We start from the raw sequence: 16,390 nt of genomic DNA on the forward strand, positions 1-16,390 counted from the left end.
CTGAGCTAGAGCCCCTTACAGATCGAGGGAAGCAGGTCGGCAGGTGACCCGGCGGGGCACGGGTCGAACGTGGTGATCACGAGTGTGCCGAGGACGATCAGGACGACCACGGCGATGAGAATGGCGATCTTGAGGGTGCCGCGCAGGCCGCGGTTGTGGGCATAGTCGTTGACGAGCGTCCGCATGCCGTTGCCGCCGTGAATGAGGGCGAGCCACAGCATCAGGCCGTCCCAGACCTGCCAGAACGGGTCAGACCACTTTCCCCCGACGAACGCGAAGTCGATGGCGTGGACGCCGTCGCCCACCATGAGGTTGACGAACAGGTGACCGAAGATCAGCACGACAAGCAGCACGCCCGAGGCGCGCATGTAGATCCAACCCCACTTCTCCCAGTTCGTACCCTTCGAACGGTTCGGAATGGCCGGCGTGCGGGGAGCTTCAATGGTTTGCGACATGTCGTTCCCCTCTCTCAGTGTCCGAAGACGTTCATCAGGTGCCGCGGCACGAAGGCGAGCATGGTGATCACCCAGACGGCGACGACCACGTAGAACATGGCCCGCTGGTACTTCGGCCCCTTCTTCCAGAGGTCGATCAGAATGATCCGGATGCCGTTGAAGGCGTGGTACACGATGGCGCCGACGAGGGCGACTTCACCGAGCCCCATGATCGGCGTCTGGTAGGTGCCGATGACGGCGTTGTATGCCTCGGGCGAGACCCGCACGAGGGCGGTGTCGAGAATGTGCACGAGGAGAAAGAAGAAGATGGCCACACCGGTGATCCGGTGCAGGACCCACGACCACATGCCTTCCCGGCCACGGTACAGAGTCCCTGCCGGGCGCTTTGACGTGGTCGCTGACACTGGTGGAGTCCCAGCAGTCTTCGCTGACACGGAACGACCCTCCCTGACGGTTCGCATTCTGCGTCGGCCGGACGGCCGGCGAGCGCTAAGCGCTGGCTCCCAGTCTATGCCGCTTGGAGGCCACTCTGCCCCTAAGGGGACCCTTAGTGTCTCGATATCGAGATAGTTGGCGGGTGTGTGCCGGTACCGTGGAGGCATGACGAACGCTATTCGACGCTTCTACAGCGTGATCCCCGCCGGCGGCATCGGGTCGCGACTGTGGCCGCTCTCGCGCGCGGACGCGCCGAAATTCCTGCACGATCTGACAGGTTCTGGTGTGACGCTGCTGCGTGCGACGTGGGACCGCCTTGCCCCCATCGCCGGAGACGAGCGCATCATGGTGGTCACCGGGCGTGCGCATCGTTCGGCTGTCGAGGCGCAGCTCCCGGAGATCGCCGATGAGAACATCGTGCTTGAGGCCGATCCCCGTGACTCGACGGTGGCGATCTGCCTCGCCGCCGCGATTCTGCACCGCCGTGAGCCGGACGTGATCGTGGGATCGTTTGCCGCCGACCACGTCATCCGTGGCGACCGGATCTTCCGCTCTGCGGTACAGCACGCGATTGTGGCCGCCGATGCGGGATACATCACCGCCATCGGCATCCGGCCCACCGAACCCGCGATCGGCTTCGGGTATATCAAGACGGGGGCCGACCTGGGCATCGAGGACTCGGACGGGACGCTCACCGTCGACTCGTTTGTCGAGAAGCCCGACCTGGAGCGCGCCAAGGAGTACGTCGAGAGCGGCGGCTATCTGTGGAACGCGGGCATGTTCATCTCGCGCGCGGATGTGCTGCTTGACGAGCTCGCGAGCAACGAACCGGAGCTGCATGCGGCGATCATCGAACTTGCCGCGGCGTGGGACGACCCGACAACGCGTGGCCCCGCTGTCGACCGGCTCTGGCCGACGTTGAAGAAGATCGCGATTGACTACTCTGTCGCCGAGCCGGCGGCGGCGAAGGGCCGCATGGCCGTGGTGCCCGGTCACTTCGACTGGGATGACGTGGGCGACTTCGCGTCGCTGGCGAAGCTCAACTCGAACGGGCGAGTCGGCGACCTGGCCATTCTCGGCGAGAACGCGCGAGTGCTCTCTGACGCATCGAGCGGCATCGTCGTGTCGCACAGCGATCGCGTTGTGAGCCTCATCGGAGTGAGAGACATCGTCGTCGTGGATACGCCTGACGCGCTACTGGTCACGACGAGCGAGAATGCGCAGCGTGTGAAGGGCGTGGTCGACGCGCTCAAGATCTCGGGCAGAGACGACGTTCTCTAGGCAGATTGGCTCCGGGCTCTTTACAACGGGGAGCTCAATCATTTAGGCTCAGCCATCGTGAAGAACTAGCGCATACCTGTCCGGTCCGCGTCCGAGGCTCAAGCCCGGCGGACACCGATGACAGGCGCGCTGGGATTCTTCCCGCACTCACTCACCGTGAATGGCACTGTCATCGTGCGCGCGCCTGGCCGACCCAAACAGGGGACCAGATGCCGACACAGACACCTGTGACAACCACGACGACACCAGCCGCAGCTCGACTCGACCACATCCGCATCGACGGAGTCTCACGATCGTTCGGAGACCGCCGTGTGCTCACCGACGTCAGCCTCACGATCGCTCGTACCGCGCGCATCGGCCTGATCGGTGAGAACGGCGCAGGCAAGTCGACGCTGCTGCGCATTGCGGCGGGTGCCGACGAGCCCGACAGCGGCTCGGTGGCGAGGCCGCTGCGCACCGGGCTTCTCTGGCAGGAGGTGCCGCACGACTCCGACGACACTGTGGACGACCTGATCGAGCGCGCCCTTGCCGAGCACAGGGACGCCGAACGAGAAATGACGGATGCTGCCGAGCAGCTCGGCTCCTCGGGCGACGCCACCGAGCGCTATGCCGCGGCTCTTGAGAACGCCGAGCGGCTCGACGTCTGGGGTGTCAATGCCCGACGAGACCGCGTGCTGGCCGGACTCGGGCTGGACAGCATCCCTCTGGACCGTCGGCTCGACGCTGTGAGCGGGGGCCAGCGCAGTCGCTTCGCCCTCGCCGCCCTGCTGCTCGAGCGGCCCGACGCTCTGCTGCTCGACGAGCCGACAAACCATCTCGACGATGCCGCTGTCGGGTTTCTGCGTGACGAGCTGAGCGGCTGGAGCGGACCCGTGCTCTTCGCGAGTCACGACCGTGCCTTTCTTGACGAGGTCGCGACAGGTCTCGTCGATCTCGACGCGTCGCCATCTGCGGTCGGTGAGACGGGCAGCGTGACGGTGTTTGGCGGCAGCTTCACCGAGTACCTCGCGGAGAAGGAGCGTGCGCGTGAACGATGGGAGGCGCAGTTCGCGGCCGAGCAAGACGAACTGAAGCGGCTGAAGCTCGCGGTTGATGTCGGTGCTCGGCAGGTCAACCATGGCAGAGGTCCGACCGACAATGACAAGTTCATCGTCAAGTTCAAACAGGCTCGCACCGACGCTACTGTGAGCCGCCGCGTGAAGAATGCGCGCGGGCGTCTTGAGGAGCTGCGCGAGAACCAGGTGCGCAAACCACCGAAGCAGCTCTCGTTCGCCGGCATCCCGTCGGGCAGCCACGCTCTCGGTGACGGATCCGCGCTGCTTGCCGCACGCGATGTCGTCGTTGCCGGCCGCTTGACGGTGGACCGCGTGACGATCGAACCGCAGTCGCAGCTGCTGATCACGGGACCCAACGGGGCTGGTAAGTCGACGCTGCTGCACGTGCTGGCGGGTGGCCTGCGGCCGGACAGCGGGAGTGTGTCGCGGCGTCGCGGGCTGCGCATGCAGCTGCTCGAGCAGGACGTCCGGTTCGCGCGGCCCGAAGCGACGGTGCGCGATGTGTATGAGAAGAGCCTCGGTGAGAAGAGAGCCGCGCTGGTGCCGCTGACCTCCCTCGGACTTATCGCGCCGCGTGATGCGGACCGGCCGGTCGGGATGCTGTCGGTCGGCCAGCAGCGACGGGTGGCACTTGCGCTCATCATCGCGAAACCGCCACACCTGTTTTTGCTCGACGAGCCGACGAACCACCTCTCGCTCGCCCTCGCGACAGAACTGGAGCACGCCCTCGGCACGTACCCGGGAGCCGTGGTGATCGCGAGCCACGACCGGTGGTTGCGGCGCCGCTGGAATGGCCAGGAGCTTACGCTGCCGCAGTAGCGGAGTCTCTGGCGATGTGCGCGCCAGTTTCGGAAGTGGGCTACGGAATCTTCGAGGGCTGAGTTCCGGAAGTGGCGCTGAGTTGGGGGTGCACTGCTGCAGAGCCAGCGGAGCGGTGCCCTGGTGCAGAGCCAGCGGGGCAGCGCGGGCCGGCGTTTGCGTTGCCGCAGTAACAGGGGTCTCTCGGGGGTTGCGCTCCAGTTTCGGATGTGCGCGCCAGTATTTTCGAGGGCTGAGTTCCGGAAGTGGCGCTGAGTCGGGGGTGCACTGCTGCAGAGCCAGCGGAGCGGAGTGTCGGCCAGAGCAGGCCAGAGCAGGGCAGGTCGGCGGCTCGCACGGCAGAATAGGGGGATGCCGCGCTCGCAGACCCTCAATCGTCCGCTCGCGCTGCTCGTCGCCGCCACATTCTTCATGGAGAACCTCGACGGCACAATCATCCAGACAGCCGCCCCGGCGATGGCCATGGATTTCGGCGTGCGTGCCGTCGACATCAACCTGGCGATGACCGCGTACCTGCTCACGCTTGCCGTCGGCGTTCCCGCGAGCGGCTGGCTCGCCGACCGGTTCGGAACCAAGCGGGTATTCTGCGTGGCGATCGGGATCTTCACCGTGGCGTCCCTGCTCTGCACCCTCAGCCCGACGCTGCCGCTTCTCGTCGCCGCGCGGGTGCTGCAGGGTTTAGGCGGCGCCATGATGGTGCCGGTCGGCCGCCTGGCGGTGCTGCGCGCGGTCGACAAGCGGGACCTGCTCGACGCCATGGCCTACCTCACCTGGCCCGCGCTTCTCGCTCCCGTTCTCGCCCCGGCGATCGGCGGGATCATCGCCGACACGATCGGGTGGCATTGGATCTTTCTGCTCAACATTCCCATTGGCGGCATCGCGCTGGTCGCTGCCCTAAAGCTGGTTCCCGCGGGGGACATCGCGCAGCGGCATCCACTTGACGTCATCGGGTTCGCCCTGCTGGGCGTGGCGCTCGCCGCGCTCGTGCTCGGCATGGAAGAGCTCGGCGAGAACCTCGTGCCCGCTCTGCTGCTGATCGGGCTCAGCCTGGTCGCCGGAGCGCTCGGGGTATGGCGGATGCTGCGAGCCGCCCACCCGCTGCTGCGTTTCGGTGCCCTGCGCATCGCCACATTCCGCGTGGGCAATGTGGGCGGGGGTGTCTATCGTCTGCTGATCAGCGCAGCACCGTTCGTCTTCACCCTGATGTTCCAAGAGGGATTCGGCTGGAGCGCGTCGCTCGCCGGCATCCTCGTCGTCGCCGTGTTTGCCGGCAACATCATGATCAAACCGGCGACGAGCCCGCTCATCAGACGCTTCGGATTTCGTACGGTGATTGTGGGAAGCAACCTCGCGGGCGCCGCCGTGTACGTGTGGTGCGCGTTTCTCACGCAGGAAACGCCGCTCGCGGTGATCGCCGTGGCGCTGTTCGCGAGTGGGGTGTTCCGGTCGATTGGGTTCAGCGGGTACAACTCGGTGCAGTTCGCCGATGTCGAGCCCGCGCAGACGAACGAGGCGAATACGCTCGCCTCGACCATGCAGCAGGTCGCCACGGGGCTCGGCATTGCCGTCGCCGCACTCATCGTGCGGTTCACAACCGGCATTGCTGAACTCGTCGACCCGGCAGATGGCGGGCTCGGCTACCGGTGGGCATTTCTCGTCGTCGCGGCACTTCTGCTCTTCCCGACGATTGAGGCGGCGCGGCTGCCGGCGCAGGCGGGCTCCCACGTCGCCCGCCGGTGAGCTCAGTGTTGCGCGGTTCTCTGCGCATTGAGCGTGTGGGCCTCCCGCTCAGTCTCCACATTGGGCTCTGACCCCTTGAGCGGATGCCCAGCGCTCTCGCGAAGGAGCGTGACGGCGACGAGGCCGATAAGCGACATGCCGATCAGGTAGAAGGCGGCGGCGTACTGATTTCCTGTCGCCCGGATCAGCGCGTCGATCACCAGAGGAGCGGTCCCGCCGAACACAGCGATAGAGATGTTGTACGAGACACCGAGATTTGTCGTGCGACTGCTCGTGGGGAAGAGAGCCGGATAGGTCGACGCAAGCGTTCCCATGTAGAGCGCGACAGGAATGCCGATGAGCGCGAGGCCCACGACAGTGCCGGCCAGGCTGTCGTTGCCCAATAGTGCGAACGCGGGGACGCTCAGGACGATGACCCAGATCGACGCGCCGAAGAGCACGGGTTTGCGGCCGACACGGTCGGATAGCATTCCGACGAGTGGCATCGAGCAAGCCATGAGCAGCAGGAGCGGAAGTGAGATCAGATTGCTCTGGACTGCATCGTGCTCGAGAACAGTTGACAGATAGGTCGGCATATAAGAGGTGAAGGCGTAGCCCGCCGAGTTGGCGGCAGCAACGAGCACGATCACCATCAACAGCGCTCGCCAGTTCTCTGCAAACGCTCGAATCGGATTCAGCCTCAGTCGCCCTCGGCGTGCGCCTTTCTCTTGCCGTCGACTTTCGAGCAACGCGTTGAACTGCGGAGACTCTTCGACGCGCATTCGCAGGTAAATAGCAATCAGCCCGATCGGTCCCGCGATGAGGAAGGGGACCCGCCAGAGTCCATCGAGCATCGCCTGCTGGCCGAAGGCCACTTGCAGGGCAGTCACCAAAGCGGCTCCGAGCGCAAATCCCAGATAGCTGCCTGCATCGAGGAACGCTGCATAGAACCCGCGCCTCTTGTCGGGCGCCGATTCGCTGATGAAGGTGATGGCGCCGGTGAACTCCCCACCGGCTGAGAACCCCTGCAACATCTTGAGAAGTACGAGGAGTACCGAACCAAGCAGCCCGACCACGGCGTAGGTGGGGAGCAGGCCAATGGCGAATGTCGCAGACGCGACGAGCGTCAGCGTCATGAACAAGACGCGTTTGCGCCCGATTTTGTCTCCGAGCCAGCCGAAGAACAGGCCGCCGAGCGGACGGAGGAGGTACGTACTGGCGAAGGTCCCCAGCATGAAGACGACCTGGGCGGCAGTGTCGGCCTCGGGAAGGAACACCGGGCCGAGCGTGACAATGAGATAGCCGAACACCCCGACGTCGTACCACTCCATGACGTTGCCGACGAACGTGCCGAGTACGGTTCGCCTCAGCTGCCGACGCTTCACGACATTTATCGTTCCTGTGTCGTATGGTCCGGTGAAACCTGTGTGATTTGGCGTAGTCACGGTGAAAACTCCATTGTCTTTGTGCGGCCCGCGTCAGGCCCGTGCGCTCTGCTGCCCAAACACTGAGAAGTAGTAGCAGAGGTAGGCTGCGAGTGTGGATGTCATGTCGTGATGATCGGTCATCGGGTTGACCTCGGTCACGGCAAAGGAATTGCAGTGCGGCGCGAGCGCGCTGACGATGTCGATTGCCTGGCGCGACGTGATTCCACCCGGCTCTGACGCACCGGCGCCTGGTGCGTGCGCTGGGTCGACGGCGTCGATGTCGAAGCTCAGATGAACATGATCAGCTCCGGCTATTCTGCCGAGCACGCGATCCACGGTCCCTGTGCTTCCGATCTGATCGACCGTACGCGCGGTGATCTGCGCCGGCCCGTCGGTGAGGACGTAGGCGCGCGATGACGGGAAGTTAAAATGACGCAGCCCGACCTGCACGCTGTGATCCCGACTGGCGCGTTCCAATTCAAGTGACCGGCGCATGCCGCTTGACTGGCTATGCCGCCCTTGCTGCTCATTCTCATCCATCACATCCAGGTGCGCATCGAAGTGGATGACCGCGATGGTTCCTTCACCAGTTCCCTCATGCAGACCGCGAGTGCCGGCGTAGAGGAAGCAATCATCGCCGCCGAGCAGGAGCGGTACGCGTCCGGCGCGGATCGCCTGCGCGATGCGATCACTCGTATTGACGAGCGTGGTCTCGAGGTCGTGAGCCACGACATGCGCGTCGCCACCGTCAACGATGTGCGGAGCATCATGCAATTCGCCGGTTTCGAGGGAATACACGGAACCGTCCTCGACGCGCATCGTGATCCATTCGAGCGCTCGGCGGATCGAACCGGGTGCATACCGCGAGCCCGGAACACCGAGAGTTGACGCGCCGTCAAATGGGGCGCCGATGATCTCGAAAGAACGGCGATCAGTCATTCGGAATCCTTGCTCGTGAGGGACGGGACGCCCCCAGTCTGCGGTGTGTACACACAAAGGCCAATCACGGTTATCGTGAGACTAGTAAGTAATGTTCACGGTAATCGCGAGAATTGGATGGCACGATGAGTGTGACCGTCGCGGACCTTCTCGCTGACGAATCGCTGCAGCTCAGCTGCACTGTTGGGCACGAACTCACAGGGCGGACGATCAGATGGGTTCACGTCTCTGAGATCGGGGATCCGAGTCCCTGGCTCAGCGGGAATGAGCTTCTTCTGACCACGGGACTCATCGATCGCAGCGATGACGATGTGCTCGCGCTCTTCGAATCGCTTGCATCCAAGCGCATCACCGCTGTCGGATACGGCGTCGGGTTCGTCTCGGATCACGTCCCGCGGGCGTGGGTCGAGGCGGCCCGGGCCACTGGCATCCCCCTGCTGGCTGTCCCGTTGAGCACTCCGTACATCGCCATCGCCGAATACGTGTCGCGTCGCATCGCGGCCGAAGAACTGTCCCAGGTCAATCGGATGCTGGACGTGCAGCAGCGACTCGCGAGGAATGCGCAGACGGCAGGGTTGGTGCATGACAGCCTTGTCACTGTCGCCCGAGTCCTCGAGGCGACGGTGCTTCTTCGTCGTGCTGATGGGAGTGAGGACCTCCTCGATGGAGGGGCAGAGCTCGACGAGACGGAACTCGACAGCGTCCGGAACGAGATTCGCATTCACAGCGACTCGGAACGGCAGAGTGCGACGGCCGGGGTCGGCGATCTCGTCATCTACACATCCCGCGCAGCATCGTTTATTCTCGCGGTGGCACGCAGACGACGATATTCGGCTGTCGAGCAGAACATCATCGGATCTGTTGCCACCGTGCTTCGGCCGGACTCAGAGACTGTCAATCCACTGTCGGTCCGCGAGGACATCGCTGGTCTCGTCCTCGACGGAGAGCTGCCCGCCGACGATGCTCTGATGCGAATCCTGATCCCTGGCGTGCGTGCGTGCCGCGTGGCCCAGATCATGACGGAGGCTGACGGTGATGCTCTCGACGACGCGGCTGCCCGGTTGCGTTCGTCGTATGAGGCAGAACATATCGAAGGGCTGGTGATGGTCCGGGGTGCAGGCATCGTCACCGTCGTCTCCGCGGTCACATCAAACCGCCAGTCATCAAGCATCACGCGCGCGATGGAAAGCACGATTGGTGCCGACGTTCCGTGGAAAGCCGGCATCAGCGCGGAGCATCCACCGAACGAACTGCGTGAGTGCGTCCGCGAAGCGGCCCTTGCCCAACGGCTCGTACCGCGGGACTCGACAGGCTTGCCGGTAGCCGAGTACACGGCGGTGACTGCGGACAATATCGTTGAGTGGATTGCTGACCGCGCAGGTGAGGAGCCGCTCTTCGCCGAGTGGAGGCGTCGTCTGGACGCCGCCGACGGTGAGTCCCGACGGCTTACAGGGAGTCTTTGTGCATTCCTCCGGTGTAACGGAGCTCGCGAGCGCGCGGCAGCGAGCATTGGTATCCATCGGCAGACGGTCAACGCACGTCTCGCCGAGGCAGAGCGGATCCTCGACGTCTCACTCGAGTCTCCCAGAGACCGCGTCTTGCTCTGGCTCGCCCTGGAACCGGACGATCGCGACCCGACTTAGCAGCGCGACCGCTACGGTAGGAGCATTGCCACGTCGCCGTCTGTGAAAGGGACGCCACATGAACCGCCGTAACCTCGCATCCGTCGCTGCGCTCGCCGCAGCATCCGCCCTCGTTCTCTCCGGCTGCGGCCAAGCGCCCGAATCTGACAGCGGAGACGCGGGAGGGGACAACGCCGACTACTGCGCTCGCATGGTCACGAACTCCGGCGGACTCGAAGACCGCTCGTTCAACCAATCGAGCTGGGAAGGCCTCGAGCAGGCGCAAGACGAGTACGGCATCGACGCCCAGGCGATCGTGTCGAAGACTCCGAGCGACCTCGAGCCCAACGTCGAGCAGGCCGTCGACACAGGATGCCGCCTCATCGTGACCGTCGGCTGGGAGCTCGCGGAATACACACAGACCGCCGCCGCAGACAACCCCGACCGGCACTTCGCCATCGTCGACGAGCAGCTCGAGGGCGAGAACATCACGTCCGTCGTGTTCAACACGGCAGAGGCCGCCTTCCTCGCCGGCTACCTGGCCGCGGGAGCAACGCAGTCCGGCACCGTGGGCACGTTCGGCGGCGGAAATCAACCTCCCGTCACGCTGTTCATGGACGGCTACGTCGACGGCGTGGCCCATTACAACGAGGTGCACGATGCCGACGTGACGGTGATCGGCTGGGACAAGGACGCCCAGGACGGCCAGTTCACTGGTGACTTCGAAGACGTCAACAAGGGCAAGGCGACCGCGGAGTCACTCATTCAGCAGGGCGCAGATGTGATCATGCCCGTTGCCGGTCAGGTGGGTGAAGGCGCGGCGGCGGCTGCCGCTGACGCGGGTGACGTCTCGATCATCTGGGTCGACAACGACGGGTACGAGACTCTTCCAGAGGAGTACCGGCCACTGATCCTGACGAGCGTGCTCAAGAAGACCCAGGATGCCGTGACAGACATCGTGAAGCGCGATCTCGACGGTGAGCTCGACAACACTCCGTTCATCGGAACGCTCGAAAACGGGGGAGTGGACATCGCCCCTTTCCATGACATGGCGGATGCTGTCAGCGACGACCTCGCAGCCGAGATCGATGAGCTTCGTCAGCAGATCATCGATGGCGAGGTTGAGGTGAGTTCGCCAAGCTCTCCGACCGCCTGACAGCATCCTGTACCCCATTCGGGGTGCTCTGAAGTGCAGATCCCTGCTCATTCGTAGAGGGTCTGTGAGGGCACGTGCTCATATGAGCATGAACGTGCGCAGTGCGCGAAAAGCGGCTTACGATCGCTCCACACGGTTTGAGTTATCGATGTGTAACACTTCGAGGTCGAAGTGTGAAAACGCACGATTGGGGTACGTCACATTCGGTAACCTGAGCCTGAGTCCCTGCGGCACCGCAGACCGCGATATCTGGAGGTCACCTTGACAATCACAACCCGAAAGGCCGTGATGAGCGGCCTTGCCGGCCTGGGCGTTATCGCCCTGCTCGCCGGCTGCGGCCAAGCCCCTGAATCCACCGGAGACGGCGGATCCGACGGCGAAGCCATCGACTACCTGCCCTGCATCGTCTCTGACTCGGGCGGATTCGACGATAAGTCGTTCAACCAGTCCAGCTACGAGGGGCTCGTCAAGGCGGCTGACGACCTGGGCATCGACGAGAAGCACGTCGAGTCGGCGTCTGAGGCAGACTTCGGCCCGAACATCACGAGCCTCGTCGACCAGGGCTGCGACATGATCATCACCGTCGGCTTCCTGCTCGCAGACGCGACGAAGGAGGCGGCGGAGAAGAACCCCGACGTCGACTTCGTGATCCTCGACGACAACTCGATCGAGGCAGACAATGTCAAGCCGATGATCTTCGACACCGCTCAGGCGGCGTTCATGGCCGGATACGCGGCGGCTGACACCTCGAAGACCGGCAAGGTCGGCACCTTCGGCGGTATGCAGATCCCGACCGTGACCATCTTCATGGACGGCTTCGCGGACGGCGTCAAGTACTACAACGAGCAGAAGGACGCCGACGTTCAGGTTGTCGGCTGGGACGTCGACGCTCAGCAGGGCCAGTTCACAGGTGGCTTCGACGCCAACGAAACGGCCAAGCAGACGGCGACGAGCGTGATCAACCAGGGTGTTGACGTGCTCTTGCCAGTCGGCGGCCCGATCTTCCTCTCTGGCATCGAGGCGATCAAGGACTCGGGTGACGAGATCGCGATGATCGGTGTCGACGCCGACCTGTATGAGACAGCCGACTCCGACAACGAGATGTTCCTGACGTCGATCATGAAGGAAATGAGCCAGGGCGTTTACAACATCATCACGGAAGCCGCCAAGGGCAACTACTCGAACGAGCCCTACGTGGGAACGCTCGAGAACGACGGTGTGGGCCTGGCGCCCTTCCACGACTGGGAAGACAAGGTGAGCGACTCGCTCCAGGGCGAGCTCGACGAGATCAAGGCCGGCATCATCGACGGCTCGATCGAGGTTAAGTCCCCGTCGTCGCCGAAGTAGGCACGATACACAGCACTCAGCACTGCAGGGGAGGCCAGCGACCCGGCTGGCCTCCTCTGTTGTGACGGACGCTCAAACCGTAGGATCCCTAACATGAAGCTCGAACTTCGCGGCATCACCAAGCGATTTGGATCGCTGACGGCCAACGACCACATTGACCTCGTCGTTGAACCTGGTGAGATCCACTGTCTTCTCGGCGAGAACGGAGCGGGCAAGTCCACGCTCATGAACGTGCTCTACGGGCTTTATCAGGCCGATGAGGGCGAGATTCTCCTCGACGACGAGGCACAGCATTTTGCCGGCCCCGGCGACGCCATGCGCGCCGGAATCGGCATGGTCCACCAGCACTTCATGCTCATTCCCGTCTTCACGGTCGCCGAGAACGTCATGCTCGGGCACGAGGCGACGAAGTTCGGCGGTGCTCTCGACATCGCGACAGCACGCAAGAAAGTCCTGGAGATCTCCGATCGATTCGGGTTCAACGTTGACCCCGACGCGCTGGTCGAAGACCTTCCCGTTGGTGTACAGCAGCGTGTCGAGATCATCAAAGCGCTGTCGCGCGACGCCAAGGTGCTCGTCTTCGATGAGCCGACGGCTGTGCTTACACCGCAAGAGACCGATGAGCTCATCGAGACGATGCGGCAGCTCAAGGCCGGTGGCACATCGATCGTCTTCATTACACACAAGCTGCGCGAGGTGCGCGAGGTCGCCGACCGCATCACGGTCGTCCGCCTGGGCAAAGTCGTGGGCGAGGCCGAGCCGACGGCGAGCAACAGCGAACTGGCGACGCTCATGGTGGGCCGTGCCGTTGAGCTCACCGTGCAGAAGGACGAGCCCCAGCTGGGCGACGTAGCCTTCTCGGTCAAGAACCTCAACGTCATCGATCCGCTCGGGCTCAAGGTCGTCAACGACGTCAGCTTTGACGTCCATGCGGGCGAGATCCTCGCAATCGCGGGCGTCCAAGGCAATGGGCAGACCGAACTCACCGAGGCGCTGATGGGTCTTCAGCCGCGTGTCACCGGAACTGTGATGCTCAACGGTGCCGAGCTGTCGGGACTTCCCGTCCGCAAAGTGCTGGACGCTGGCGTCGGCTATATTCCCGAAGACCGGTCGGAAGACGGCATCGTCAAGAACTTCACGATCTCAGAGAACCTGATGCTCGACCGGGCGAATGGCGCGCCATTCGTGAAAGCCGGAAGCCTGCAACTGAGCTACCTCGACACATTCGCGCGCGAGACAAAAGACGAGTTCGACATTCGCGCGCAGTCGGTCGAGTCCAACGCGGGGACGCTGTCGGGCGGCAACCAGCAGAAAGTCGTCCTCGCCCGCGAGCTCAGCCGCGACCTCAAACTCTTCATCGCTGCACAGCCCACGCGCGGCATCGACGTCGGGTCTATCGAGTTCGTGCACAAGCGCATGGTCGCCACGCGAGACGCGGGTATCCCGGTTGTCGTTGTGTCGACGGAACTGGACGAAGTTGCCGCGCTCGCCGACCGGATCGCTGTCATGTACCGCGGGTCGATCGTCGGCATCGTGCCCGGTGACACCTCACGTGATGTGCTCGGCCTCATGATGGCGGGCGAGAAGCCGACGGGAGCCGCAGCATGACCAACGTGGAGACCGATAAGAAGACAGACGAGGCGCCGCGCGCGAACCAACTCGCGTCGCAGATTATGAACAGCAGCACGATGATGACCGTGCTCGCTGTCGTGATCTCACTCGTCGTCGGTGCCGTGCTCATCGCGATCACCGACAGTAAGGTTCAGGAGACTGCCGGGTATTTCTTCGCCCGTCCCACGGACATGCTCGGCGCTATCTGGGACGCCGTGTCCGGTGCGTACATCGCCCTGTTCAACGGCGCGATCTACAACACCAACAGAGATTCATTCCTCGCGGGCATCAAATCGATCACCGACACGCTGCACCACGCGACGCCGCTCATCGCCGGTGGCCTCGGTGTCGCTCTCGCATTCCGTGCGGGCCTTTTCAACATCGGTGGCCGTGGTCAGATGCTTGTCGCAGCCGGAGCTGCCGGCTGGGTCGGGTTCTCGTTCCACCTTCCGATCTGGGTGCACCTTCCTCTTGCCGTCATCGCGGGAATCGGAGCGGGAGCGATCTGGGGCGGCCTCGTCGGTTACATCAAAGCGAGAACCGGCGCACACGAGGTGATCCTGACGATCATGCTCAACTATGTGGCGTTCTATCTGCTGTCGTGGATGCTGCGCACCCCGGGTCTTCTCCAGGCACCGGATACCGTGAACCCCGAGTCTGCGCCGATCCTCCCCACGGCGATCCTGCCGCCGATCTTCGGTTCGCGCTACAACCTCCACGCCGGATTCCTCATCGTCATTCTGGCCACGATCTTCGTCTGGTGGCTCCTCAACCGGTCGAGCCTCGGATTCAAGTTCCGCGCGGTCGGCGAAAACCCCAACGCCGCGCGCACCGCGGGCATCAACGTCAAGAGCATGTACGTGTGGTCGATGTTGATTGCCGGTGGTCTCATGGGGATCGCGGGTGTCTCACAGGTGCTGGGCACGATCACGAGCGGCTTCAGCTCGGGCATTGACGCAGGCATCGGATTCGACGCGATCACCGTTGCGCTTCTTGGTCGCAGCACCCCATGGGGAACGTTCGCCGCTGGCATCCTGTTCGGAGCGTTCAAAGCCGGTGGTTACGCCATGCAGGCCGGTGAGGGCATCCCGATCGACATCGTGCTCGTCGTGCAGTCGGTCATCGTCCTCTTCATCGCGGCGCCGCCTCTCGTGCGCTCGATCTTCTTCATTCCGAAGCCCGGGTCGCGCGATAAGAAGCGCACAACACCCAACGTCTCGAAGGAGGTGACGTCCAAGTGAGCACCACGACGCCCGCCGCAGACATCCCCGTCTCGGAAAGCCTCGAAGTTGCGAAGGTGCGCAGCTGGAAGGCACCAATTGCGTTCGCCATCGTCACCATCGCGGCGCTGGTCCTCTTCGTCTTCCTGTCTCGTGACGGTGATACGACGTTCAAACTCTCAAACGACTCCGACGCGATCGTTCTGCCGCCGCTCGTCATGAACGCTGCGGTGACGGGCATCGTCATCACAATTGCTCTTGCAATCATCACCGCCATCTCCGTGTGGCGCACGATCAACTATGCGGCCACGTGGCTCTGGCTCATCTCGCTGTTCGCCGTGCTGTTCTTGATCGGGTTCTTCGCGTGGGCCGCTGCCGGTGGCACGGTTCCGTTGCCCGGCTTCCTTCTCGGAACCGTCGCCCTCTCGGCGCCGCTGATCTTCGGCGCCCTCGGCGGTGTGATCTCGGAGCGCTCCGGTGTTGTCAACATCGCCATCGAGGGGCAGCTGCTCGCAGGAGCCTTCAGCTCGGCCGTTGTGGCATCGGTGACGCAGAACCCGTACCTCGGGCTCGTCGCGGCGATGATCGCCGGAATGCTCGTGAGCTTCATTCTCGCCGCGTTCTCGATCAAGTATTTCGTCGACCAGATCATCGTCGGCGTCGTCGTGAATGTGCTCGTGCTCGGCCTCACCTCGTTCCTCTACTCGCAGGTGCTCACCGAGAACACGCCGCTTCTCAACAGCCCGCCGCGCTTCGAACGCATCAGCATCCCATTCCTCAGTGAGATCCCGCTGATCGGCCCCGTGTTCTTCCGGCAGACGATCATCATCTACGTGATGTATATCGCGATTGCCCTCGTGTACTGGGGCATGTTCCACACCAAGTGGGGTCTGCGCGTTCGCTCGGTCGGTGAGCACCCGCAGGCGGCAGACACCGTCGGCATCCGGGTGAACACCACGCGGTTCTGGAACGTCTCGCTCGCGGGCGCGATCGCCGGATTCGGCGGCGCATACTTCACGCTCGGCTCCGTCGGCGGATTCACGAAGGATATGACTGCAGGCATGGGCTTCATCGCCCTCGCCGCCGTGATCTTCGGCCAATGGAACCCCATCAAAGCGACACTCGCCGCCCTGCTGTTCGGGTTTGCGACGAACCTGCAGAACCTGCTCGGCGCACTCGGATCCCCGGTCGAGAGCGAGTTCCTGCTCATGCTGCCGTACATCGTGACGATCCTCGCCGTCGCCGGCTTCGTCGGCCAATCGAGGCCGCCGGCCGCCAGCGGCAGTCCATACGTAAAATCGTAG

13 protein-coding genes are annotated in these 16,390 nt (G+C 63.6%); 9 read left to right on the forward strand and 4 right to left on the reverse strand.

The features are described 5' to 3' along the window. Nucleotides 1-5: 5 nt before the first annotated feature. A complete protein-coding gene (locus OK352_RS05765; RefSeq protein ID WP_265140496.1) occupies nucleotides 6-455 on the reverse strand; it encodes a succinate dehydrogenase hydrophobic membrane anchor subunit in 450 nt (149 codons plus the stop codon). Between the two features lie 14 nt (nucleotides 456-469). Continuing rightward, complete coding sequence (gene sdhC, locus OK352_RS05770) at nucleotides 470-889, reverse strand: succinate dehydrogenase, cytochrome b556 subunit (protein ID WP_265140497.1); 420 nt, start codon at nucleotides 887-889, stop codon at nucleotides 470-472. Nucleotides 890-1,055: 166 nt separating this feature from the next. Between sdhC and OK352_RS05775 the strand changes: the two genes are divergently transcribed. The 3 genes from OK352_RS05775 (at nucleotide 1,056) to OK352_RS05785 (ending at nucleotide 5,785) form a co-directional block, all read left to right on the forward strand. Continuing rightward, nucleotides 1,056-2,171: a mannose-1-phosphate guanylyltransferase gene (locus OK352_RS05775; RefSeq protein WP_265140498.1), complete on the forward strand. Its 1,116-nt coding sequence runs from the start codon at nucleotides 1,056-1,058 to the stop codon at nucleotides 2,169-2,171. Between the two features lie 209 nt (nucleotides 2,172-2,380). After that, on the forward strand, nucleotides 2,381-4,045 hold the full coding sequence (locus OK352_RS05780) for an ABC-F family ATP-binding cassette domain-containing protein (protein WP_265140499.1): 1,665 nt from the start codon (nucleotides 2,381-2,383) through the stop codon (nucleotides 4,043-4,045). A gap of 351 nt (nucleotides 4,046-4,396) precedes the next feature. Continuing rightward, a complete protein-coding gene (locus OK352_RS05785; protein WP_265140500.1) occupies nucleotides 4,397-5,785 on the forward strand; it encodes an MFS transporter in 1,389 nt (462 codons plus the stop codon). Nucleotides 5,786-5,787: 2 nt separating this feature from the next. Here the strand turns inward: OK352_RS05785 and OK352_RS05790 are convergent, their stop codons facing one another. Then, entirely contained in the window at nucleotides 5,788-7,209 is a 1,422-nt protein-coding gene (locus tag OK352_RS05790) for an MFS transporter (protein WP_265140501.1), read from the reverse strand. A gap of 33 nt (nucleotides 7,210-7,242) precedes the next feature. Then, complete coding sequence (locus OK352_RS05795; protein WP_265140502.1) at nucleotides 7,243-8,130, reverse strand: arginase family protein; 888 nt, start codon at nucleotides 8,128-8,130, stop codon at nucleotides 7,243-7,245. A 125-nt stretch (nucleotides 8,131-8,255) separates the two neighbouring features. Here OK352_RS05795 and OK352_RS05800 point away from each other — a divergent pair, with 125 nt between their 5' ends. The 6 genes from OK352_RS05800 to OK352_RS05825 all read left to right on the forward strand — a co-directional run bounded on the left by OK352_RS05800 (nucleotide 8,256) and on the right by OK352_RS05825 (nucleotide 16,390). Continuing rightward, nucleotides 8,256-9,773, forward strand: coding sequence for a PucR family transcriptional regulator (locus tag OK352_RS05800; RefSeq protein ID WP_265140503.1), 1,518 nt, complete (start codon nucleotides 8,256-8,258; stop codon nucleotides 9,771-9,773). A gap of 58 nt (nucleotides 9,774-9,831) precedes the next feature. Further along, nucleotides 9,832-10,908 carry a BMP family lipoprotein gene (locus OK352_RS05805; RefSeq protein ID WP_265140504.1) on the forward strand — a complete coding sequence of 359 codons (1,077 nt, stop codon included), beginning with the start codon at nucleotides 9,832-9,834 and terminating at the stop codon, nucleotides 10,906-10,908. A gap of 261 nt (nucleotides 10,909-11,169) precedes the next feature. Then, complete coding sequence (locus tag OK352_RS05810; protein ID WP_265140505.1) at nucleotides 11,170-12,255, forward strand: BMP family lipoprotein; 1,086 nt, start codon at nucleotides 11,170-11,172, stop codon at nucleotides 12,253-12,255. A gap of 93 nt (nucleotides 12,256-12,348) precedes the next feature. Continuing rightward, nucleotides 12,349-13,863 carry an ABC transporter ATP-binding protein gene (locus OK352_RS05815; protein WP_265140506.1) on the forward strand — a complete coding sequence of 505 codons (1,515 nt, stop codon included), beginning with the start codon at nucleotides 12,349-12,351 and terminating at the stop codon, nucleotides 13,861-13,863. Continuing rightward, a complete protein-coding gene (locus OK352_RS05820; protein WP_265140507.1) occupies nucleotides 13,860-15,107 on the forward strand; it encodes an ABC transporter permease in 1,248 nt (415 codons plus the stop codon). The genes OK352_RS05815 and OK352_RS05820 overlap by 4 nt, the downstream gene beginning before the upstream one ends. Then, nucleotides 15,104-16,390 carry an ABC transporter permease gene (locus OK352_RS05825; RefSeq protein WP_265140508.1) on the forward strand — a complete coding sequence of 429 codons (1,287 nt, stop codon included), beginning with the start codon at nucleotides 15,104-15,106 and terminating at the stop codon, nucleotides 16,388-16,390. Before OK352_RS05820 ends, OK352_RS05825 begins: the two co-directional genes overlap by 4 nt.

This window comes from Microbacterium sp. MPKO10 (assembly GCF_026107415.2).
Lineage (GTDB): Bacteria > Actinomycetota > Actinomycetes > Actinomycetales > Microbacteriaceae > Paramicrobacterium.

Bases quoted from the DNA above. Each gene is read 5' to 3' on its own strand.
- OK352_RS05775 (WP_265140498.1), top strand. From the start codon at position 1,056: ATGACGAACGCTATTCGACGCTTCTACAGCGTGATCCCCGCCGGCGGC.
- OK352_RS05815 (WP_265140506.1), top strand. From the start codon at position 12,349: ATGAAGCTCGAACTTCGCGGCATCACCAAGCGATTTGGATCGCTGACG.
- OK352_RS05805 (WP_265140504.1), top strand. From the start codon at position 9,832: ATGAACCGCCGTAACCTCGCATCCGTCGCTGCGCTCGCCGCAGCATCC.
- OK352_RS05785 (WP_265140500.1), top strand. From the start codon at position 4,397: ATGCCGCGCTCGCAGACCCTCAATCGTCCGCTCGCGCTGCTCGTCGCC.
- OK352_RS05820 (WP_265140507.1), top strand. From the start codon at position 13,860: ATGACCAACGTGGAGACCGATAAGAAGACAGACGAGGCGCCGCGCGCG.
- OK352_RS05780 (WP_265140499.1), top strand. From the start codon at position 2,381: ATGCCGACACAGACACCTGTGACAACCACGACGACACCAGCCGCAGCT.
- OK352_RS05800 (WP_265140503.1), top strand. From the start codon at position 8,256: ATGAGTGTGACCGTCGCGGACCTTCTCGCTGACGAATCGCTGCAGCTC.
- OK352_RS05795 (WP_265140502.1), bottom strand. From the start codon at position 8,130: ATGACTGATCGCCGTTCTTTCGAGATCATCGGCGCCCCATTTGACGGC.
- OK352_RS05765 (WP_265140496.1), bottom strand. From the start codon at position 455: ATGTCGCAAACCATTGAAGCTCCCCGCACGCCGGCCATTCCGAACCGT.